This is a genomic window from Mesorhizobium tianshanense (assembly GCF_007830515.1).
Lineage (GTDB): Bacteria > Pseudomonadota > Alphaproteobacteria > Rhizobiales > Rhizobiaceae > Mesorhizobium > Mesorhizobium tianshanense.
The window spans coordinates 1-21,260 of record NZ_VLKT01000082.1; the positions used below are offsets into that span (position 1 = coordinate 1).

General features: G+C 58.5%; 18 protein-coding genes and 1 pseudogene. 10 read left to right on the plus strand and 9 right to left on the minus strand.

Going from position 1 to position 21,260, the window contains the following annotated elements; genetic code table 11:
* Together IQ26_RS35480 and IQ26_RS35485 are read left to right on the plus strand one after the other, a co-directional pair.
* The coding region (locus IQ26_RS35480) for an SDR family NAD(P)-dependent oxidoreductase (RefSeq protein ID WP_240547410.1) at positions 1-596 on the plus strand (596 nt) is incomplete at its 5' end.
* A 175-nt stretch (positions 597-771) separates the two neighbouring features.
* Positions 772-2,814: a hydantoinase/oxoprolinase family protein gene (locus IQ26_RS35485; protein WP_145723054.1), complete on the plus strand. Its 2,043-nt coding sequence runs from the start codon at positions 772-774 to the stop codon at positions 2,812-2,814.
* Between the two features lie 178 nt (positions 2,815-2,992).
* Here IQ26_RS35485 and IQ26_RS35490 read toward each other — a convergent pair whose 3' ends face one another.
* The 8 genes from IQ26_RS35490 to IQ26_RS35525 all read right to left on the minus strand — a co-directional run bounded on the left by IQ26_RS35490 (position 2,993) and on the right by IQ26_RS35525 (position 12,750).
* Positions 2,993-4,048 carry a GlxA family transcriptional regulator gene (locus IQ26_RS35490; protein WP_162458169.1) on the minus strand — a complete coding sequence of 352 codons (1,056 nt, stop codon included), beginning with the start codon at positions 4,046-4,048 and terminating at the stop codon, positions 2,993-2,995.
* A 198-nt stretch (positions 4,049-4,246) separates the two neighbouring features.
* Entirely contained in the window at positions 4,247-5,767 is a 1,521-nt protein-coding gene (locus IQ26_RS35495; protein WP_145723056.1) for a trimethylamine methyltransferase family protein, read from the minus strand.
* Positions 5,768-6,083: 316 nt separating this feature from the next.
* A complete protein-coding gene (locus tag IQ26_RS35500; protein WP_208760283.1) occupies positions 6,084-6,851 on the minus strand; it encodes an SDR family NAD(P)-dependent oxidoreductase in 768 nt (255 codons plus the stop codon).
* A gap of 157 nt (positions 6,852-7,008) precedes the next feature.
* A complete protein-coding gene (locus tag IQ26_RS35505; RefSeq protein WP_145723057.1) occupies positions 7,009-8,061 on the minus strand; it encodes a quaternary amine ABC transporter ATP-binding protein in 1,053 nt (350 codons plus the stop codon).
* A gap of 77 nt (positions 8,062-8,138) precedes the next feature.
* Positions 8,139-9,170, minus strand: a complete 1,032-nt coding sequence (gene proX / locus IQ26_RS35510; protein ID WP_145723058.1) for a glycine betaine/L-proline ABC transporter substrate-binding protein ProX — start codon at positions 9,168-9,170, stop codon at positions 8,139-8,141.
* Between the two features lie 18 nt (positions 9,171-9,188).
* Entirely contained in the window at positions 9,189-10,172 is a 984-nt protein-coding gene (locus IQ26_RS35515) for an ABC transporter permease (protein WP_145723059.1), read from the minus strand.
* A gap of 244 nt (positions 10,173-10,416) precedes the next feature.
* Positions 10,417-11,427: a LysR substrate-binding domain-containing protein gene (locus IQ26_RS35520; RefSeq protein ID WP_240547412.1), complete on the minus strand. Its 1,011-nt coding sequence runs from the start codon at positions 11,425-11,427 to the stop codon at positions 10,417-10,419.
* A gap of 357 nt (positions 11,428-11,784) precedes the next feature.
* Positions 11,785-12,750, minus strand: coding sequence for a GlxA family transcriptional regulator (locus tag IQ26_RS35525; protein ID WP_145723070.1), 966 nt, complete (start codon positions 12,748-12,750; stop codon positions 11,785-11,787).
* 230 nt (positions 12,751-12,980) lie between these two features.
* On the opposite strand from IQ26_RS35525, the gene IQ26_RS35530 reads away from it, so the two are divergent.
* From IQ26_RS35530 to IQ26_RS35560, 7 genes are all read left to right on the plus strand, one after another.
* Positions 12,981-13,685 carry a GntR family transcriptional regulator gene (locus tag IQ26_RS35530; RefSeq protein WP_145723060.1) on the plus strand — a complete coding sequence of 235 codons (705 nt, stop codon included), beginning with the start codon at positions 12,981-12,983 and terminating at the stop codon, positions 13,683-13,685.
* Positions 13,686-13,723: 38 nt separating this feature from the next.
* Complete coding sequence (locus IQ26_RS35535) at positions 13,724-15,211, plus strand: aldehyde dehydrogenase (protein ID WP_145723061.1); 1,488 nt, start codon at positions 13,724-13,726, stop codon at positions 15,209-15,211.
* Between the two features lies 1 nt (position 15,212).
* Positions 15,213-16,103: a dihydrodipicolinate synthase family protein gene (locus tag IQ26_RS35540; protein ID WP_145723062.1), complete on the plus strand. Its 891-nt coding sequence runs from the start codon at positions 15,213-15,215 to the stop codon at positions 16,101-16,103.
* Entirely contained in the window at positions 16,100-17,437 is a 1,338-nt protein-coding gene (locus tag IQ26_RS35545; protein ID WP_145723063.1) for an NAD(P)/FAD-dependent oxidoreductase, read from the plus strand. Before IQ26_RS35540 ends, IQ26_RS35545 begins: the two co-directional genes overlap by 4 nt.
* Before the next feature lie 102 nt (positions 17,438-17,539).
* On the plus strand, positions 17,540-18,442 hold the full coding sequence (locus tag IQ26_RS35550) for an electron transfer flavoprotein subunit alpha/FixB family protein (protein ID WP_145723064.1): 903 nt from the start codon (positions 17,540-17,542) through the stop codon (positions 18,440-18,442).
* 12 nt (positions 18,443-18,454) lie between these two features.
* Positions 18,455-18,709, plus strand: a complete 255-nt coding sequence (locus tag IQ26_RS35555) for an ACT domain-containing protein (RefSeq protein ID WP_145723065.1) — start codon at positions 18,455-18,457, stop codon at positions 18,707-18,709.
* Between the two features lie 266 nt (positions 18,710-18,975).
* Positions 18,976-19,701 carry a LuxR family transcriptional regulator gene (locus IQ26_RS35560; RefSeq protein ID WP_240547413.1) on the plus strand — a complete coding sequence of 242 codons (726 nt, stop codon included), beginning with the start codon at positions 18,976-18,978 and terminating at the stop codon, positions 19,699-19,701.
* Positions 19,702-20,271: 570 nt separating this feature from the next.
* On the opposite strand, the gene IQ26_RS35565 is transcribed toward IQ26_RS35560, so the two are convergent.
* A complete protein-coding gene (locus IQ26_RS35565) occupies positions 20,272-20,646 on the minus strand; it encodes a hypothetical protein (protein ID WP_145723067.1) in 375 nt (124 codons plus the stop codon).
* Between the two features lie 365 nt (positions 20,647-21,011).
* Between IQ26_RS35565 and IQ26_RS40130 the strand changes: the two are divergent.
* Positions 21,012-21,260: pseudogene (locus IQ26_RS40130) on the plus strand (IS21 family transposase); the annotation flags it as partial.

Here is a 21,260-nt window from a genome sequence, read left to right on the forward strand (position 1 = left end):
TCCTGCAGAAGTTCGGCAGGATCGATGTCCTGGTCAACAACGCCGGCATGGTCATTCATAAGTCCATCGACGAACAGACTGCCGAGGATTGGGACAGGCTTATGGCGGTCAATCTCCGTGGTCCCTTTTTAATGGCCAAGTATGTGGTCCCGGAAATGAGACGTATCGGCTCGGGCACGATCGTCAACATCGGGTCGGTCGAGGGCTATATGGTCAACCCATGGCATACTGCCTACGCGGCCACGAAGGCCGGCGTGCATGGTCTTACGCTGGGACTGGCAGTTGATCTCGGGCCGGATGGTATACGTTGCAATACCGTTTGCCCCGGCTGGATCGATACCGAGCTGAATCGTGCCTATGTCGAGATGCACCCGGACCGAAGCTTGATCGAGCGGGAATTGGGACAACTTCACCCGGTAGGAAGGATTGGCGCTCCAAAGGAGATAGCCAATGCGGTCCTTTGGTTGGCCAGCGAGGATTCCAGTTTCGTTAGCGGTGAAATGATCTCCGTCGACGGCGCGCGAACCAAAAAGATATCCCTGCCCGCCATCTTGGACGAGGAGTATCGGGCCAAGCTGACGAAGCCGCAGTCATAGTGGTGCGTTGGCGAACTCGAACGGGTTGCGACAAGGGCTGTCGCTCGCCAGGATCATCTTGGCCCTCCCTTGAGCCGCACGATGGTGTCGACCTTCGCGCTCTTGCAGGCGCGCAGCTCGCTCCGCATCGGCTGAGGCGTGGAACAGACACACTTCAGCCGAACCGCCATCCTCAATGAGAGCCAACACCAAGCCAAAGCCGCTGTTCCTCGGGATCGACACCGGCGGCACCTACACCGATGCCGTGCTGTGGTCTGAAACCGAAGGCCCGCAGCACGGGCCGAACAAGGGCAAGGTTTTGGCCAAGGCCAAGGCGCTGACCACCAGGCACGATCTCGCCGTCGGCATATCCGGAGCGGTCGACGCTGTGCTGCAGAAGGCCCGCACCGATCCAGCCGATATAAAACTGGTGTCGATGTCGACGACGCTGGCCACCAACGCGCTGGTCGAGGGCCAAGGCGGCCGGGTGGCGTTGGTAATGATCGGCTTTTCCGAGGCCGATCTTGCCCGCGACGGACTGAGGGCCGCACTCGGCACCGATCCGGTTGTGTTCTGCCCCGGCGGCCACGATGTGCACGGCAACACCGCGGGGATCGACCTGTCCGGTCTCGGAGCGGCTTTGCCGGAACTCGGCGGGTCAGTATCGGGTTTTGCCGTCTGCGCCTATTTCGCCACCCGCAATCCAGCGCATGAGATCGCCGCCCGCAAGCTGATCCGCGAAAAGACCGGCCTGCCGATCACCGCCAGCCACGAGCTTTCGGCCAAGCTCGGCGGTCCGCGCCGGGCGCTGACGACGCTGCTCAACGCCAGGCTGATCTCGATGATCGACCGGCTGGTGGCGGCGACCGAGGGCTTTCTCGCCGCGCGCAACATCGCCGCCCCGCTGATGGTGGTGCGCGGCGACGGCGCTTTGGTCTCGGCCGCTTTCGCCCGGCAGCGGCCGATCGAGACCATCCTCTCCGGCCCGGCCGCCAGCCTGGTCGGCGCCCGCCACATGACCGGCCTCGACAATGCCGTGGTCTCCGACATCGGCGGCACCACCACCGACGTCGCCGTGCTCGACAAGGGCCGGCCGCGGCTCGACCTGGAAGGCGCCACCGTCGGCACCTTCCGCACCATGGTCGAGGCCGTCGCCATGCGCACCTTCGGCCTTGGCGGCGATTCCGAAGTGGCGCTGGAGGACGGCGCGCTCATCCCGAATATTTTCCTCGGGCCGCGCCGGCTCGTGCCGCTGGCGCTGGCCGGCATGGCGCATGGCGAAGCGGTGACCGTCGAACTGGAACGTCAGCTGCGCGCGCCCAATCCCGGCCGTATGGACGGCCGCTTCGCGGTGCGCACCGGCGTGCCGGACAGGCTTGCCGCCGGCCTCACCGCTCCCGAAGCGCGGCTCTACGAGGCAATCGGTGCCGTGGCCGTCGCTCTCGACAAACTGCTCACCTCGAATGCCCAGAATGCGACGCTCGACCGGCTGGTGTCGCGCGGGCTGGTGCATGTCGCCGGGTTCACGCCGTCAGACGCCGCCCATGTGATGGGCACGCAGGCGAACTGGGATCCGGTGACTGCCCGGCTCGGCGCCGAACTGTTTGCCCGCAAGCGTGACGGGCGCGGCCAGCCCATAGCCCCTTCGCCGGAAGCACTGTCGGAACGGGTGCTGGTAGCCCTGACGCGTTGGTCGGCCGAGTATATCTTGGAGACTGCCTTTGCCGAAGACGGGCTCGACGGCGCGGCGACGGTGGCCCACGCGCTGGTGCAGCGTGCCGTCGACGCCCATCCCGGCATCGCCCGCCTGAGCGTTGCGCTCGACCGGCCGGTCATCGGTCTAGGCGCCTCGGCGCCGCTGCACTATGCCGGCCTAGCCGCGCTGGTCGGCAATGACTGCGTGGTGCCGGAGGATACCGACGTCGCCAATGCGCTCGGCGCCGTTGTCGGCCAGGTGCGGGTGTCGGCCGAAGCACAGGTCAGCCAACCCAAGGAAGGGCTGTTCCGGCTCGCCTCTGGCGGAAAGGTTCGCGATTTCCTCGATGAGGCTGCGGCGATCGCGGCGGCCGAGGCCGATGTCCGCGCCATCGTTGCAGAGCGCGCCAGGAATGCAGGCACCGACAGCGCCGAGATCGACGTCACCACCGAATTCCGCGTTTCCACGGTCGAAAGCCAGCGCATGTTCATCGAGGCACATGTGGTGGCGGTGGCCTCGGGAAGGCCTAGGGTTGCGGCTTAGGCATTAACGGCGGCCTCTGCGAACCTCTCGGCGCAACGCGCCCGAAACTGTTCGGTATGTCGTTGAACACACTCGTCGGGTGGGCCGCGGGGAGGGCTGGCCCTTCTTGGTCTCGGCTGGGCACGTCCAATAAACGCTAGACGAACTGGATCGCAGCCATCCTGCGGTCTCGTGTTGTCTAGCCGAGGCCGGGTCCGACCCATGCCGGCGTCGTCGCACGACACTGCTGCGGCGAGAGGCCGTTGAAAGTTCTGAAGCACTTTGCGAAGTGTGAAGGCGACAAAAATCCGCAGGCCATTGCGATATCGATAATGGGCATGCTTGTGCCTTCAATCAGGCGCTTGGCATGAGCGACACGAATCCGGAGGTAGTGGCGTACCGGCGGCATGTGCACGTGTGCTGCAAACAAGCGTTCCAATTGGCGCCGCGACAGGCCAGCCCGTTGCGCAACTTCTGTCATCGTCAGAGGGTACTCAATATTCTCTTCCATGAGCCTCATAGCCATCAGCAACTTATCGCTTACACCCGCAAAGGCCAGACCCGACGGCCCGGTCTGGCGGTTGGAACCTGAGCGCTGACCGTCGACGGTCGCGTAGCGGCAAACCTCCTGTGCGGTAAACCCGCCGACATGGCTGGCGATCAGATCGACCGCCAAGTCGAAGGCTGCCAGTTCCCCCGCGCATGTCGAAAACTGCCCATCCTTGACAAAGAGAGCATCGCGAATCTGCGGCTGGCTGAATACTTCCGTGAAGGCGGCCAGCCGCGACCAGTGAATCGTGCAGCGTGTGCCTGCCAGCAGACCGGTCTGCGCGAGCAGCCATGTCGCTGTTCCAACCGCGGATATTGGAACCCCGCGGCGTGCGATCGTGCGCAAGAAATTATTGAATTGTGCCGTCAGTCGCCGGCCCACCGGCTCGCCCGCGAAAATTGCGAGATGATGTGGCCCCCGGCCGCCTAAACAAGAGTTCAGTTCGTCAATCGTTACATCAACGGCGATCGAGAGGCCACTCGCCCCCTTGACGGATTGGGCGTCGGATCCCGCGATCCGCCACCGGAACAAGGTCAGCTTGGATACCGTATTGGCGATGCGGAAAGGTTCGATGAAGGCGTGAAGCGCCAGGTGCGAGAATCCTGGCAATACCAGAACCACCAGCTCAATTGGTCGGCCGCCCTTTGCCGGATCGTCCGGCGTGGACAATGACTTCATGGCATTCATATTGGGAGGTGCGTTCATTAGGATTCGTCCATGCATTTTCGCAAAGCGCTAACCAGGCATTCTCGAACCCTGAGAAGCCTGGCGCTTTTTCGGATATTGCTGGGCGAGCGCTCGTGGTGAAGCAGACAGGAGATTCATCCGCCCTGCCGAGCACGGCCTTTCTTCGACACGATCTTGGCGAGGGTGCCGCAGCCATTTTGCATTGATCCTGCTCGCCTAAAGGACAGCGTCACCGATCACGAGTTCCCGACGTTTCATGAAGTCAAGGAGCTCTTCGTCGATTGCTTCGTCGATCGGCGGTGCTTCATATTCCTTCAAAGCCCGCACAGCTGCATCGCGTCCCCGAGTGTTGGCATCCTTAGCGCCGGCGAAGGACCATTGCTCAAAGCTGTCGTGGTTCATCAAGTCAGGTACGAAAAAGGCCTGCTCGAAATTCTTAAGTGTATGTTCGGTACCAAGATAGTGACTGCCTGGCTCACTTTGTCGGATCGCATCGAGCGTTTCATCCATCTCGCGCATAACTATGCCTTGCCCAAGCTTATAGAACATCACCATCTGCTCAGCATCGAGCATGAACTTGCTATAGCTCTGGGTCAAAGCTGCTTCGAGATAACCGGTGGACGAAAGCACAAAGTTCGCACCGGCGATAAGTGCGCCGTACATATTGCGGGCGGCCTCATAGCCTGCCTGGGCATCGACGAGCTTTGAACTTGTGTTGCTGCCGCTGCAGCGCCAAGGCAGCTTGTAGTGTCTGGCCAGTTGACCCACCAACATATTCATGTGGCAGATCTCGGGTGTTCCTGCCATTGGCGCACCGCTTTTCATTGAAACGGTCGCCAACCACTGCCCATAGATGCAAGGCGCTCCCGGCCGGATCAGCTGCGCAAAGGCAACGCCAGCAAGTGCTTCGGCATTAAGCTGCGCGACTGCAGCCACGGTGCTGGCCGGGGTGCTGGCGCCACCAAGGACAAACGGGGCGAAGATCATGGCTTGGTTGTTTGCGGAGTAGACCTTGACCGCATCGAGCATGGTCGCGTCCCAAACGAGTGGCGAATTGCAGTTGGCAAGCGACACCATCACAGTGTTGTTGTTAACGAACTCGTCCCCGAAGACAATCTTGGCCATAGCGACCGTGTCTTCTGCCCTCTCACGCGTGGTTACCGCTCCCATAAATGGCTTATCGGAGTACCGTATCAAACTGTAGTTCATGTGCAGGTGGCGCTTCGGGACGGCAATATCCATCGGCTCGCAAAGAACTCCACCCGTCATATGCATAGCGGGGGCTTGGTAGGCGAGTTTCGCAAAATTGACGAAATCCTCAATTGTCGCGTTCCGCCGCTTGCCCTCAAGGTCAAGTACATTCGGCGAACCGTACGCTGGGGTAAAGATGGTCTTTCGACCGCCGAGAGTGACGGTCCTCGCGGGATTCCGAGCGTGAACCGTGATGGTTTCTGGGGCCTTTGCCACAAGTTCCATTAGTTGATTTCTGTCGATCCTAACGCGCTGACCGATCACGTCGGCACCGGCTGCCCGCCACATTTCGACGGCCTCGTCATCTCGGAATTCGATGCCTATCTCTTCAAGTATTTGCATCGAAATGTTGTGAAGCCTAAGCAAATCATCCGGGCTAAGCAAATCCATATAAGGCAGACCCCGCTCCAGCGACGGCAAGTAAGTTACCGTCCTGTCAGAACGTAGCTTTTGCCGAGCGTCTCGGCCTCCAGATCTTGCGGACATTTTTACATTCCCTAGTTTGAGGCGAGAATATAGGGCAAAACAAATGCGGAAACTAACAATAAAAAGGAATGTAACTTATGAACTGAGGTTATGACCGTAAGTCGCTCCAGCCTAAAGCCAGTTCTGAATGCCGAGCAAAACGAGAATGCGTGACAATGCCGACGTCGACCCAGCGCGCCGTTGACGCACAATAGCGACCTGTTTTCATGTCGATTTGACAAGCCGCACGTTAGGGACAACACGCACGCCGACCTTTCAGTCCCAGACCCAAAGTCACAATATCGGGCACCGTTTGCTAGGCAGGGGCACGGACTGTTTAATAGACGGCCTTGGCACCGTGGACTTCGAGTGCGGCCCCCGCGATGAAGCGAGCGGCGTCAGAGCTCAGGAAGTACACCGCATCAGCAATATCCTCCGGGTCGCCAAGTCGGCCAAGCGGATTTGACTTGCTGAGCTCGGCAACCGCTGTGTCAGGATCGAACCCGCGATGGATAAAGCCTGAGCGAAGCATGGGTGTATCTATCTCGCCGGGGCAGACGGCATTGATCCTTATCCCATCCCCTGCGTGATCACGGCCGAGACATCTCGAAAACGTTGCTACGGCTGCTTTGCTCGCGCAGTAAGCTGCGTGGGTCGGCCCTGGATAAATGCCCCAGGTCGAGGAGATATTCACGATCGAACCGCCACCATTCTCCCTCATGAAGGCTATTGCCCGTCTGCAGGTGTAAAATATCGATTTCAGATTGATATCGAAGGTTCTTTCCCAGTCCTCGTCGCTTGTTTCGAGGATTGTACCGCGCGTGATGATGCCGGCATTGTTGACAAGGGCGTCCAGCCGGCCGGTAAGGCTGATAGCTGTATCGATGAGATCCTCGCAATATGCCTTGCTTCTCAGGTCGCCATGCTTGGCCAAAGCAGTTTGGCCAGTTCGGTTGAGTTCGTCAGTCGTGGCAATCAACCGCTCTTGGTTGGCATCACCAGCGATTACAAAATATCCGTTAGCCACGAACTTTTTACAGATTGCTTGGCCCATTCCGCCAGCAGCTCCGGTTACGACCACGGTTTTCTTTTCAGTGTTCATCATCGTTTAACCAACCAAGTTCGGAGAATGCGGCTCATAACTCTTTCAATTGCCTGCTCAGCACCGAGCACGAAGGATATGCGGCAGAACCTAATTTCGAGACTAATACAAATAGAGGGAGGTATTTATGAACTAGGGTCATTATAATGCCCTAGCCCACCTAGATCCTGTCATGTACACCGCGCAAAAGTAAGGATGAGGTCACGATGCCCACATCAACTCCGCCTGCATCGACAACCACTAACGGCAAATTCCCATGTCGATGAGACAGGTCGAGCAGTTCTTTGATCGGAGTATCAAGACTGAGCCTTGGGGCATCCGCCAAGGCCATGCCGTCGCCGACACTCGCAAATTCGGTAAGCGGTAACATCACGGACTCGGCTTTCAGAAGCTTCAACCGGCTGCTTCCTTGGACAAATCTTTCAACATACGGGTCTTTGGGATTTCCGAGAATGTCATCCGCGGAGCCGATCTGAAGCATCTTCCCGTCTTTCATGACACCGATTTGGTGTCCCAACCGGACTGCTTCATCCAGATCGTGAGTGATGAAAAGCGTGGTTTTACCCAACTTCGTCGAAAGCGCTTTGAACTCGTCCTGTAGGTCGCGTCGTATGAGCGGATCCAGCGCCGAAAATGGCTCATCCATCAACAAAATCGCGGGATCAGCCGCCAAGGCTCGGGCAAGCCCTACTCTCTGCTTCATTCCGCCAGAGAGTTCATCAGGATAACGATCTCCCCAGCCCGCCAGTTGCACCAACTCCAGCTTTTCCTCCGCAATCTCACAGCGTTGTCGGACGCTTGCCTTTCGTAGCTCCAGACTCAGAGCCACGTTGTCGCGGACCGTCCGGTGAGGCAGGAGCGCCACATTCTGGAAAACCATCCCCATCGACCGGGCACGGAGTTCTCGCATCTCATTTTCGGACTTCCGATTGATATCCTCGCCGCCAACAATGATCTGGCCGGCGCTGGGTTTGATCAAACGATTCACATGTCGGACCAGCGTTGACTTTCCGCTCCCGGACAGTCCCATGACACAGAAGATCTCACCGGCCTCTACCTTAAAGGAGACACCGGCGACGGCGGCTACGCACCCATGTTTCGCCAGGAGTGCGGCCTTCGAAAGATCATCGCGCTGGATACTCGCAAGGTCGAACTTCGCGTTCGTTCCGAAGACCTTCCAAACATCCTTGAATTCAATGGCATGCGCTTCCAAAGATAAGCTCCACGGTTGAGAGGTGTCGCCCGGCAGCGTAAAGCTTACCGGGCGAGCATGCTTTCCGCAGTCCAGCGTTACTTAGCTGCCTGTTTTGCTTGAGCTATCCAAGTATTCCATTGGTCGAGATGAGCCTTCTTCCATGCCTCGGCATGACCGTGAATGTCCTCATTGGACTTCTCACCTTTGTGAATAAGAAGATTCTCGTCGTCGATATCCTGAATTGGGACCTCGACGAGCTCGAACCATTTATTTGCGACGGGGTTTTTCTCAAGGAAGGGTGTGTTGGCAATCACGTGATGATTGTTCACGGAAAATCCCAGGTTTCCAATGTCGGGAACCGTCGTATTCGCGCCAGCCTGTTCGTCGGGCAACGCCGTGAACGGAACCGTCAGCCAGACAACGTCCTTTCCATGGACCAAAACCCCCTGTAGCCAGTTGGGTGTCCAGCTGTAATACAAGGTTGGACTTCCGGCCTGAATCCGCTGGATGACGTCGGGAAGCAGAGCAAAATACTCACCCTGCTTGTGCGTGACGGTATCCCGAAGGCCGTATGCATCAAGGTTATGTTCAATGATGCGTTCGCATCCCCAGCCCGGATCACAGCCATACAGGTCTGCTTTTCCGTCCCCGTCAATATCGAACAGTTTGGCTATATTCGGGTCCTTCAACTGATCGATCGTCTTTATGCCGTACTTGTCGGCTGTGGCCTTGTCTATGGAGTACCCTTGGATCGAGTTCTTTACGAGCGTCCCGACCCGACGAAGCTTGGCATCGCCGCCAGCTTTCTCGGCAAATGCAATATGCAAGGGGTACCAGTGCGGCGTATAGTAATCCGCATCACCGTTCCCCACCGCTATATGGGCAAGTGGAACCTGGGCTGCGGAAGGTTCGTTAACTGTATAGCCGAGATCCTCGAGGCCTAGCTTAACGACGTAGGCTTCGAATAATTCTTCCGCCTGGCCAAGATATAGGGGCCTAACGGTCACGCCTTTCCCCGGGAGGTCCTCCGCAGCCGCGTATCCAGGAGACAGGGCCAAAGTGCCAAGCACTGTGACAGCGGCGGCAAGCCCCCGAAAATGCCCATTTATTCTAAACCGATAGCTCATAGTCGCTCCCATTCTTTGTTAGCTAGAAGTCCGTTGCCGGCCACTTTCTAATCCTCCACGCCGCGCCGGAGAGGCATGGAAGGTCTTAACGATACCGGTGAATAGCGCAGCTGGACCCCGCTTGTGCCAGGCAATGTGGGCGAAGCGTTTGCGCGTAGAAAACGCGGATTGGGTCAGGCGATCTAGAATGATTGCGAGAATGACAATGCCGATTCCACCCGTTGCAGCCAGCCCGATGTCGAGGCGACCGATGCCGCGCAAAACCATTTGGCCGAGGCCCCCAACGGCTATCATGGAGGCAACAACAACCATTGATAGTGACATCATCAACGTCTGGTTGATGCCTGCCACTATGCTCGGAAGAGCCAGCGGCAGCTGAGCCTTGAACAGGATCTGACTGTTGGTCGCTCCAAAGGCACGCATAGCCTCGACGACTTCTTCAGAAACCTGCTGAATGCCTAGTGTTGTCAGCCTGATAACCGGCGGAAGTGCAAAAACGATCGTTACAATCACGCCAGGCACGTTGCCGATACCAAACAACATGACCACGGGAACAAGATAGACGAATGATGGAATCGTCTGCATTGTGTCGAGGATTGGCCGGCAAATGGCAGCCGCCCTGTTACTTCGAGCGGCAATTACCCCCACCGGAATGCCAACAACCGTGCAGAAAAGAACGGCGGTGAAAACGAGAGACAGTGTCGTCATCGTTTCACCCCAAATGCCAAGAAAGCCGATAATCAGCAGCAGACCAGCGACTTGAACTGCCAGTCGCCACCCCGCGATCTGCCACGCTACCAATCCGAAGCATAAAATTATAACGACCGGCGGGATGCCATTCAGCGCGAGATCAAATGCCCTCAGAAGCTGGTCAATTGGCCACTTCAAGCTCTGAAACAATGGGCGGTATTCTTGTACAATCCACCCCAACCCAACATCAACCCACTCACCAAACGGTATATGCCAGGTTTTGAAAGGATCCAGAACGTCTTCGGGCTTCACGAGACTTCCTTTCAGTCAGGACCTATTTGAGCGATAACTACGGAGCGCTGATGCGAGCCCGACTGTGTGTCATAGGTCAGCTGCCGTCGCATACATCACCTGCTTACGGAATTAGACTCTCCGTCCGACTGGGCCTTCAGTACGGCTTGAGAGGCTGTCGCGTCGGATTGGTCCAGAAACGCTAGCGGCGGGGCGGCTGCAAAACAACCGTACAAAAAGTCATGTACCGCAGGACTAAATGTTATCAGGCGGATGTCAGGTCTGGATGGCCAACTGATATCTCGCTGGGTGCAACTGGTGCTGCCTTGATGTTTTCCGCAGCCGACGCTGGCGGGACCGGATTAAGGTCTGCTACCTGTGCGATCAGCCAATTGCGGAAGATCTGGACGTCGTCTCGCTCAATTGCGGTATCCGGAATGACCAGATGATGTTTTCGGCCGGTCAGATAGCTTTCACTCAGAGGCCTTATCAAGGTGCCTTCATTGAGATAATCGCTTACCAAATGACGGAAGCCCAGCCCGATGCCGTAGCCCTTGATCACTGACTGGATCATCGTTGGATAACTAGTGAACGTGATGGCGCGTTTGAAGTCGGACGAAACGCCGAACTGTCCAAGCCAGTGGGCCCAATTGAAGGGTGACCAAGGGTAGGCGGACCAATGCTGATCGTCCATATCCAAGAGGACCTCGTTTACCAGGTCCTCCGGAGTGAGAATACGCGGGGAGTGTGTCTGATATGATTTACTGCAAACCGGGAAGACTTCCTCGCCGAAGAGCTCGGTGGCTGTGAACCCCGGGCGCGCCAGATACCCCATGACCACGGACACATCAAAACCGTCCGTCGCCGGCGCCGGGCTGCGTTCGAGGGAGACCAAGTGCAGGTCGACCTCTGGGTTGTTCGCAACGAAATCTCCAATCCGATGGCTCATAAACAGCGTTGCGAACGACATCGGCATGCCGACGGTCAACCGTCGGGCTTTCTGCCCTCTCTTCACGCTGTCAAAAGCCGCTGCAATATGCGCCAGGCTGAGGGTCGCAGCTTCAAATAACTCCTCGCCGGCGGGAGATAATGACACCTTCTGGTTTCCGCGGTTAAAAAGCTGGGTGTCGAGGTGGTCCTCCAGCGTCAAGATATGGCGGCTCACTGCCGCTTGAGTGACCGAAAGCTCATTGGCAGCCTTGGTAAAACTCAAATGCCGTGCGGCAGCTTCAAATGCGCGCAGCGCGCTTAACGGAAGCCGTCGATAATTTGACATGAGTTACCATTACTCCAGCCCTGAGAAGAAGTAAAACCCGTGTGCGCACCTGTTCGAACGCGCCCAGTATATTTCGGAAAAATCGGCTTCGTAAACGACCAGGGCCAAGGCGCAAGTAAGCGGCGCGGCAGGCTATTCGTCATCGCCCATCACCATAGATGGCCTATCAAAATAGCTTGTCTACAATATGTCTCTTCGAGGGGTTGACCCTGCGACTCTTGCTAGCCAAATCCTCATCTCGGCCGTTACAACTTGGTTGTCAGGACCCGATGCTAACACCCTGGCACCCGTCGCAAGGCGTAATCGCTGTAATGTGCGTCGCGGACGTGGACGGGAAGACGGCCGTCCATCGCCGAGCTATTCAACCGCGTCGGCGCCCAGTGAGTACGTATTCTGCAAAGCTCCACGTTCGACACTTGGCGAAGTCAACTCTGAACGCCTCCAGACAGAGGGTGATTGACCGTAAGCCCTTCGGAAGACCCTTGCAAAGTGAGAGGCGTTCTCGAAACCGGACCCAATAGCAACCTCTATCAAAGGGGTGTCGCTTTTCCTGAGAAGTTGCTTTGCGCGCTCCAGCCGCACCCGGCGGTAGACAAACGCAGGAGAGCTGTTCACCTCCTTGAAAAACAGGCGTTCGAGTTGTCGCCGGGAAATGCCCAATGCTGCGGCCAGCCTGGAAACCGACAGTGTGTTCTCGATGTTCTGCTCCATCAGGATCAGCGCAGCGCGGAGCCTCGGGTCGTGCGTCTCTATCGTCAACGGCCGACGCGGTTGCACCCACTCTGCGTTCCGAACTTTGTCGATCTGCAGCACTTCGAGCGCGTTCCGCTCGGCCGCGTTTCCAATGTGCCGTCGCACCAATTCTGCCGCCAGATCGGCAGTGCTGCTGCCGCCCGCGCATGATCCCCGCGTGGCATCCAAGTTATAGATTCTGTCCGCCCGAACCTTTAAATCAGGAAATCGCTCCCGGAAGTCGACGTAGTGAAGCCAGCTGACGCAGGTCTCGTGCGCGGCCATAAGACCTGCCTCAGCCAGAATGAACGTTCCGGTGCAGATTCCGATCAATCGCGCTCCTCTGGACGCAGCATCCCGAAGATACCTCAGGGTTTCGTTGTCGACCGCCTGACCGTCGGTCAATCGTCCCCCAACGACGACAATGTAGTCAAACTCCATCGGGTCAAGGAATAAAGACGTCGGCGAGACCTGGACGCCACAGCTCGACGTGACGAGATGCCGGGTGTTCGACAGCACCTCCCAATCCGCATTGATCCGACCTGACCTGTCGGATTCATCGCTGGCAAGTCTAAGCGTGTCGATAAACATGGCGAAGGCGGTCAACGTGAAGGAGCGGGCCAGGATGAATCCGACCTTGAGCCGAACGGATCTTGCCTGTCTGCGCCGTGGTGATGAATGAAACACCGTTCTTGCCTCCACCCGTTGGACCACCCCGCGAGCTGCCGTAGGCTGTTACCGCATCATGGTAATATCGTTTACCTATCTTGACTCATGATCTTTGTCTACAATATGTCTTTCTTTGAGATTAAGGAGCCGCTATGATCCTGAATGAGCCCGCTGCCTCGACGGACCGAAAGGGCATTCTTGCTGAAACATTGGTGCATCGTATTTTGACGATGCAGCTCGAGCCGGGGGCGGTTCTCGACGAAGTCGCTCTCAGTGAGGAATTCGGCCTGTCCCGTCCTCCGGTCCGCGAACTCATGAGGCAGATGGCGGGCGAGGGCTATGTCGATCTTGAGGCCAACCGCGCTGCGCGCGTATCCATCATGTCCTACCAGACGCTTCGGGATTTCCTGATCGTCGCTCCGATGATCTACGTCGGAACGACGAAGCTCGCGGCTGTCAACCACAACGCTGGGGACCTCGAAATCCTCAAGCAGACTCAGCAGAAGTTCCGGCAGTCCATTGCCGACGGCCACGTTGAGAACAGGGTGATCTTCAATCACCAGTTCCATCTGAACATCGGGAAGATGGCGCACAACCAGTATCTGCTTCCCAGTCTCAAGAAGCTTCTCATCGATCACGCCCGGATCGGGAAGATCTTCTATCGCCAAAACGGCGGCCCGCGGATCCAAAAGGACCAGGAAACCGCTGCGCGGCAGCACGATCAGATGATCGAGGCCATCGAAGCCCGGGATGCAGAGCGGGCGGGCGAACTGGTGCGCGCGCATCTCGACGTTTTCCGAAGCGACGTGGCGCTCTACGCCGTGCCCAACGGCATGCAGGGCGAACTCGACGGATAATCATTGTCGGTGTCACCGTGACACCAGGGAGAACAGAAATGCTCAATAAAAGCGACTACAAGACACAGGCGAGATCACTTAGGCTGCCGAACAAGATGATCGTGGATGGGGTGCAGGCGGCGGCCCTGTCGGGCAAAATCTATACAACCCTCAACCCGGCGACGGGCGAGGTACTGGCGGAGCTTCCGGCAGGTTCGGCGGCCGATGTCGACAAGGCCGTCACTGTCGCCCGGCAGGCGTTTGAGGACGGCCGGTGGTCGAAGCTGGCCCCGGCGAACCGGAAGAGAGTCCTTCTCAAGCTAGCGTCCGTCATCGAGGAAAACTCACTCGACCTGGCGCTGATGGAAAGCTTGGATAGCGGCAAGACCATCAGCGACTGCATCAACATCGACGTGCCCGAGGCTATCAACAGCCTCAGATGGCATGCCGAAGCGCTCGACAAGATATATGATCAGGTTTCACCTGCCAACGACTCTTCTCTCGGACTCATCGTGCGCGAGCCTATCGGCGTCGTCGGCATCGTGCTTCCCTGGAACTTCCCTCTTCTAATGCTCGCATGGAAGATCGGCCCTGCTCTCGCCGCAGGATGCACGATTGTTGTCAAGCCCGCTGAAGAGACGTCGCTCACCACATTGCGGGTCGCAGAGCTCGCTCTCGATGCCGGGCTGCCGCCTGGAGTTTTCAACGTCCTGACCGGTGATGGTCCGGAGGTCGGCGAACCGATCGGTCGCCATCCCGACATCGACGCAATTTCCTTCACAGGCTCCACCGATACTGGCCGTCGCTTCCTGAAGTACTCCTCGGAGAGCAATCTGAAGGAAGTGGTCCTTGAGATGGGCGGCAAGAATCCTTGCATCGTGATGGACGACGTTCCCGATCTTGACGCCGTGGCCTCCCACATCGGCAACGGCGCGTTCTGGAACATGGGTCAGAACTGCTCGGCCATCTCACGTGTCTTCGTCCACAAGGACGTGAAGGACCGCCTCCTCGAAAAACTGACGGAAGTAGCTAAGACCTGGACCGTGGGCGACCCGCTCGATCCGGACACCCGCATCGGTCCGCTTATCTCTACCACGCATTTCGAGAAGGTTAGCAGCTATCTGGAGGGCGATGGCAAGGTGGTGGCTGGCGGAAAGGTCTTCAACGGAACCACGATCGAGCCCACGATCATGGAATTCGACCGTCACGACAGCAAGCACGTCCGGGAAGAGATTTTCGGGCCGATTGTTTGTGTGATTGGGGTGAACTCCCTCGCGGAAGCGGTCTCGCTTGCCAATGAAACCGAATATGGTCTGGCTGCCTCCGTTTTCACCGCCGACGGCACACGGGCGCTTCGGGCCGCACGGGCGATCCGGGCGGGGACCGTCACCGTGAACTGCTACGGGGAGGGGGACGCCGCCACGCCGTTCGGCGGTTACAAGCAATCGGGCTTCGGCGGCCGGGACAAGGCTTTCCACGCGCATGATCAATATTGCCAGACCAAAACGCTTTGGATCGACCTGAGCAGCTCAAACGAGGGTTTTTGAAATGTCATCATTTGCTTTCTCCGGTCTCAATCTTGCGATCACGGCTCCGTTCGACCCGAATGGGCGTATAGATTTCAATCGCTTCCAGGAACTCATCGAGCGATATCTGGCCGCGGGCGTCGACGGTATCGTGTTCAGCTCCGGCACGGGCATGCATGTTTATCTGTCGCCGGATGAATCGAGATCCCTCATCGAACGCGGTGCGCGCATCGTCGCCGGACGGGCCAAGGTGATCGCCCAGGCCTCGGCATTGCTCACGGCCGACGTCGTCGCGAGAACGCGGTTTGCGAAGGATTCCGGTGCGGACGGTGTCATGATCCTTCCGCCCTTCTTCGAAGGTCCGTCGGACGACAACAGCGTCTTCGACTTCTACGCCGAAGTCGCCAAGGTCGGATTGCCCATCATTGGATACAATGTGCCCCAGGCGGTCGGTGTACGCATAACCCCGGACCTGCTCCGCAGACTCTGCGAACTGCCCGAATTCCGCGCAGTCAAGGACAGCAGTGGAGACTTGATCGGACAGGTTAGGCTGATCGGCACCGGCCTGGATGTCATCAACGGGGCCGATCCGCTCGTCCCGTTCTCCCTTTTCGCGGGTTGCTCTGGTCTGATCTGGGGCGGCGCGAACATCGCGCCACGCACCTGCGTGGCGATCGTCAAGGCCGCTCGGGAAAAGAGATGGGACGACGTGCAGTCACTCTGGCGGCTACTGGAGCCAATTATGTCCCTTCTTTGGGACGGCGACTATGTGCCAAGCGTGTATGCGGCCGCCGAACTCACTGGATATGGCTGCGGCCATGCGAGAAAGCCTTTCCGTCCCCTTTCGACGGACCGCATCGCTGCGCTTCGGAAGGCACTAGGCGCTCTGGTTGAGCAAGAAGCGGTGCGATGATCAGCAAGACCTTTCGCGCACGTCGCCTTCCCGCGCATGGTGCGGAATCTGGCTGGGCGGCGTTGCTTTCTTCGAGGACACCAACGCCCGAATTGGATCGGACCATCACTGTCGATGTCGTCATCATCGGCGCGGGTTTCGCCGGGTTGGCAGCCGCTACGAGATTGGCAAATCTCCACCCAGGGCTTTCCGTCGCCGTTATCGATGCCGACGTGGTCGGGAACGGGGCCAGTGGCCGTAACTCCGGATTTATCATTGATTTGCCCCACGACATTTCGTCGGGCAATTTCGGGGTGGACGCTGTTACCAAGAGCCGCAACGAGATAGTGGTAGCGCGGACAGCCATTCAACATTACGCCCATCTGGCGGAGGAGAATGGTTGGGACAAGGACGTGTTCGATCCAAGTGGCAAATACAGCGTGGCCATGACCGACTCCGGCACGGCGCATCTTGCGACGTACTCGTCCAAGCTTAATTCATTGGGCGAACCGCACCAGGTTCTCGGTGCTGAGGAAATCGAGGAAGTCACGGGCACGCGATCTTTCAAGTCGGGGCTCTTTACTCCCGGTGCGGTCATGGTCCAACCCGCCGCGCTGGTGAGGGCGATTGCAGATTTGTTTCAAGAGCCCGTCAGGCTATTCGAGCGGACGCCCGCCCTGTTCATCGAAACTTCGTCGGACGGTTGCACGGTGAAGACACCCAAAGGCGAGGTCAGGGCCGGCCGGGTGATCCTGGCGACAAACGGCCACGCAGAGAGCTTCGGGTTCGGGACCGGTAAGCTTCTCCACGTCTTCACTTATGCCTCGCTGACCGAACCGTTCGAGCCCTCCGCGCTTGGCGGATCCCGCAAATGGGGAGCGACACCGGCCGCGCCGATGGGCACGACTGTGCGACGTATCAACGGGGCCGATGGCGACCGAATCCTCATACGCTCGCGCTACACCTACAACCCGAAGATCGAAGTTGGCGCCGGCTCGATCAAGAGTGCGAGCGACCTCCATGACCGCAAGTTCGCGGACCGCTTTCCCGATCATCGTCACTTGAAGATGCAGTATCGTTGGGCTGGCGCAATGGCGCTTACTTGGAATTCGGTGCCACTGTTTGGCCAAGTGGAAGACCGCATCTTCGCCGCATGCGCGTGCAACGGCATAGGGGCGACCAAGGCCACTGCCGCGGGCATCGCAACGGCGGAACTCGTGGCGGGGCATCGGTCCCAGCTCGGCGACATATTCCGCTCGTTTGAGAAGCCCCAAGCATTGCCCCCGCGACCGTTCACCGACGTGGGTGCACGATTGAACCTCGCCTTCCGAGAATGGCGCGCGGGACGCGAATAGGGCTCGTCTGCAGGCTGACTTCGCTTCGTGCCAATGAGTGGGCCGTATCTCAACGGGAAGAACAGCCGGCGTGCTGTAAGCGATCAGAGCGGAGACGGGAACATGGCTATTCTTCTGATTGCCGAACACGACAACGCGACGATTTCCGACCAGACCGCCAAGGCGCTTTCGGCGGCGCTGCAGATCGGTTCGGACGTGTATGCGCTGGTTGCCGGCAGGGGCGCCAAGGGCGCTGCCGATGCCGCCGCTAGGCTCAAGGGCGTGAGCAAGGTGCTGCTCGCCGAAGCCGACGAACTCACCGAACGCCTTGCCGAACCACTGGCAGCGCTCGTCGTCGGCATAGCCGGTGCCTATGACACGATCATCGCGCTGGCGACCTCGTCGGGCAAGACTGTCGCGCCGCGCGTGGCCGCACTGCTCGATGTCGCGCAGGTCTCCGAGACCATCGAAGTCATCTCGCCCAACACCTTCAAGCGGCCGATCTATGCCGGCAACGCCATCCAGACGGTGCAGTCGACCGACGCCAAAAAGGTGATCACCGCTTCGTTTCCAAGTGCCTCCCAAGGCAATGCGGCTGCCGTCGAGAATATCTCGGCGGCAGCCGACCCGGGTCTCTCCATTTTCATCGAAAATAAGCTCTCCGAAACTGACCGTCCGGAGTTGACCTCGGCCAAGATCGGGACGCGCGCTGGGCTCCTGGAGAAATTCCAGGAGGTCATCCTACCCGTCGCCGACAAGCTCGGTGCCGCCGTCGGCGCTTCCCTTGCCGCGGTCGATGCCGGCTATGCGCCGAACGACTGGCAGGTCGGCCAGACCGGCAAGGTGGCGGCGCCCGATCTCTACATCGCCGTCGGCATCTCCGGCGACCATCCAGCACCTTGCCGGCATGGAGGATTCGAAGTCGCCATCAACAAGGACGAGGAGGCGCCAATCTTCCAGGTCGCCAACTACGGCCTCGTCGGCGACCTTTTCGTTATCCTGCCCGAGATCTCCAGATCGATTTGACTCGAAGCTACAATGTCTCAACTCCAGATTCTTACTCTAACCTGCGAAGACCGTCCCGGCATCGTCGCGGCCGTTGCAACCCGACTGGCTGCGCTCGGTGCCAACCTTGCTGAGAGCAGCCAGTTCTCGGACCGTTTCAGCAATCGCTTCTTCATGCGCCTGGCCGTTGAAGGAGACGAGTCGCTTTCGACCGCGTCAATCGAGCGTGCGCTCAAACCGGCAATCGACCGCTTCGGTTGTGTGTCCCACCGTCGATGCGCGCCGTAGGGCGAAGATCATCACGTTGACAGAGCGCGTGAAGATCCCGTCGAGTTTGTAGTTCGTCCAGCCTTTCCTGAAGAACGGCTGCCGTTCAAGGATCGCCGCGTAGCTGCGGTTGGCGATGACCGGCGAGAATATCGTGCAAGCCTCGCCGCATTCTTTAAAGACGGTCAGCCCGGCCGCGTTTGTGCGGGCGGGCTTACGATGGGTCTACAGGCCGGGTGGCGCGCAGCAGACAGATGGAGGGATTGAGTCAGACAATGACGAGGGCCATGCCACTTATCTTCGAGACATTCCTGGAACAGCTGTCGGATAGTGTCGATGAGACAGATTTTCGGGAAGCCATGGCCAGCGCGGCCGCGAGCCTTGATCTACTCACGTTTGCCTATCTGTCCTTGCCATTGCAACCTTCCGGCGAGCCCAAGCTGATCTCGAATTATCCGCCTCCCTGGACCGCGCACTATCTGCAAAACCGTTATCAGAACCTCGATCCAATCGTCTTGCGTTCGCGATGTGGCGGATGTCCTTTTCGATGGGTACCGGATCTTCGTGGCGTTGAGACATCGCAGGTTCAGCAAAGGCTGTTCGCTGAAGCGGCAGAGTTCGGCATCTGCTGTGGATTGACGATCCCGATTGTCGATCGCAGGGGCTGTGTTGCAGCGATGACCTTTGCCGCGGATGAGCCCAATTCCGCGTTCCTGCGCGTAGCCGAGCGGTATGAGCAGGCGCTCCAACTCATGGCGACATACTTTCACATTCATGTTCGCCGTAAACTCTCGGTCAATCGAATGGTGGACGGCGTTTTGCTGACACCCCGCGAATATGAGTGCGTTCAATGGGCCGCGCGTGGTAAGTCCGCCTCGGACATCGGCTGCATCTTGGGCATCAAGCCGCGCACCGCCGCTTTCCATCTGGACAACGCCAAGAGGAAGCTCGGCGTGCGCACGCAAAATCAGGCCATAGCCCTACTGGCGTCCTCACGAGCCTCAATTCTTTGAGAAACTGATCTTTGAGAAACTGAATTCGTCTTTGGTCCCGCTATGTATGTGCACAGGCTGTTTCGGCTGGCACATTCGCCTCCACCGCGCCACTCGCAGGGCTGGAATAGGCCTCCGGATCGCATCGGGATGGCTTGACCATGGGTCAATGGTTTGAACACATCGACGAGGCCGAATTGCCGCAGTTTCGTCGAAGTGTCGTTGAGGACGCAGACATAGAAACTGACACTGCAAGCTCCTCGGCTCCTTCAGTGTCATCATCTCTCGCCCATCATCTCATGTCGCGCCAGATGGGGTAAGCTTCACGATTACGCGGCTGCGCGCCATCTACCAGGTTGTTGCGTCTGACGGTATCCTGCGTGCCTTCATCGAGAGGGCCAGTTGTTTCAGCTGGTACGATCAATGGGCACCACCGCGCTCTACGCACGAGCACGACGGCTAGCTATCACGAAAAACCTCCTGCACGCGGACGAAAGCCGGCGTAGCAAGGATGTTATTGGGGTCGGCGGCGCAGTCGCCACACAGGTCCGCAATCGGCTTCTCCATCGCATCGCGGGGCTAAGTTCTGCATCATGCATCTTCCTCGCCCATTCCGCATCGCCGCAGAAAATCTGGTGAAAAGGTGACGTCCGGCGTCTGCCCTACGTGTTGCATATCGAATGTGCAGATTGTCACGCCGCATTCTGCGATCGCGTCGGCGAGAGGGTCCCTGGGCCTTTCTGGCAAAAGCAAAATGGGGATGTGCTGGGCCAGTCGCGGAAGAAGCTTGCAATAGAGCATCAATTGCCCAAGCCCAGAGTACACATCAGCGGCCGATGTAGTCGTTTTGATTTCAACGAGGATTTTGCGGCTACCGTTCATGATCTCGGCATCTATCTCATATCCAGCAGCTGCATGACGGGGCTTCTCGACGATGGCGCCTGTGCGGCGAAGCAGAGCAGCCATCCGCTGCCATACCTCGCCCTGATGCTTTTGGATTTCTCTCGTGCCGGGCGCGAACCTTTATGCCAAACGCGCACGCGACGCAGGCATAATCGTCACCGCCTGGGCGCGCCATCGGACCCCACCCGAAGGCGGGGCGCTTTTGCATGTTCATCGGGTCAAACCTCCGCACGTGCGGATTCCGACGTGAAGCCGGCCGCCATTCCGATCAAACACCGGCCACCATTCCGACGTGAAGCCGGCCACCATTCCAACCAAAGACCGGCCGGTTTTCGGCACTGAAGATTACCTCCTGGGTCAGCAACTTTGGCATCAATTACCTCGCGATGAACGAGGACATTTTGATGCCGGCAAAGAGAAGGCTGACCATGAGACAGTTGAGACAAATGCTTCGGCTTGCCGGAAGCGGGACCAGCTCCCGCGAGATTGCGGTCGTGCTGGGAATAGCACGCAGTACGGTGCAGGATAATCTGCGGCGCGCAGCGGCAATCGGGTTGAGCTGGCCCCTGCCAGGCGAGCTGACCGATGACGCGCTTGAGAACAAACTCTTCGCTCGCAATGGCGTCAAGCAGGGCACGCGGCGGCGCACAGAGCCGAACTGGGCCCATCTCGCCGTC

Bases quoted from the DNA above. Each gene is read 5' to 3' on its own strand.
- IQ26_RS35545 (WP_145723063.1), top strand. From the start codon at position 16,100: ATGATCAGCAAGACCTTTCGCGCACGTCGCCTTCCCGCGCATGGTGCG.
- IQ26_RS35520 (WP_240547412.1), bottom strand. From the start codon at position 11,427: ATGTCAAATTATCGACGGCTTCCGTTAAGCGCGCTGCGCGCATTTGAA.
- proX (WP_145723058.1), bottom strand. From the start codon at position 9,170: ATGAGCTATCGGTTTAGAATAAATGGGCATTTTCGGGGGCTTGCCGCC.
- IQ26_RS35530 (WP_145723060.1), top strand. From the start codon at position 12,981: ATGATCCTGAATGAGCCCGCTGCCTCGACGGACCGAAAGGGCATTCTT.
- IQ26_RS35485 (WP_145723054.1), top strand. From the start codon at position 772: ATGAGAGCCAACACCAAGCCAAAGCCGCTGTTCCTCGGGATCGACACC.
- IQ26_RS35560 (WP_240547413.1), top strand. From the start codon at position 18,976: ATGCCACTTATCTTCGAGACATTCCTGGAACAGCTGTCGGATAGTGTC.
- IQ26_RS35555 (WP_145723065.1), top strand. From the start codon at position 18,455: ATGTCTCAACTCCAGATTCTTACTCTAACCTGCGAAGACCGTCCCGGC.
- IQ26_RS35535 (WP_145723061.1), top strand. From the start codon at position 13,724: ATGCTCAATAAAAGCGACTACAAGACACAGGCGAGATCACTTAGGCTG.
- IQ26_RS35525 (WP_145723070.1), bottom strand. From the start codon at position 12,750: ATGTTTATCGACACGCTTAGACTTGCCAGCGATGAATCCGACAGGTCA.
- IQ26_RS35495 (WP_145723056.1), bottom strand. From the start codon at position 5,767: ATGTCCGCAAGATCTGGAGGCCGAGACGCTCGGCAAAAGCTACGTTCT.
- IQ26_RS35500 (WP_208760283.1), bottom strand. From the start codon at position 6,851: ATGATGAACACTGAAAAGAAAACCGTGGTCGTAACCGGAGCTGCTGGC.
- IQ26_RS35550 (WP_145723064.1), top strand. From the start codon at position 17,540: ATGGCTATTCTTCTGATTGCCGAACACGACAACGCGACGATTTCCGAC.
- IQ26_RS35565 (WP_145723067.1), bottom strand. From the start codon at position 20,646: ATGGCTGCTCTGCTTCGCCGCACAGGCGCCATCGTCGAGAAGCCCCGT.
- IQ26_RS35490 (WP_162458169.1), bottom strand. From the start codon at position 4,048: ATGAACGCACCTCCCAATATGAATGCCATGAAGTCATTGTCCACGCCG.
- IQ26_RS35540 (WP_145723062.1), top strand. From the start codon at position 15,213: ATGTCATCATTTGCTTTCTCCGGTCTCAATCTTGCGATCACGGCTCCG.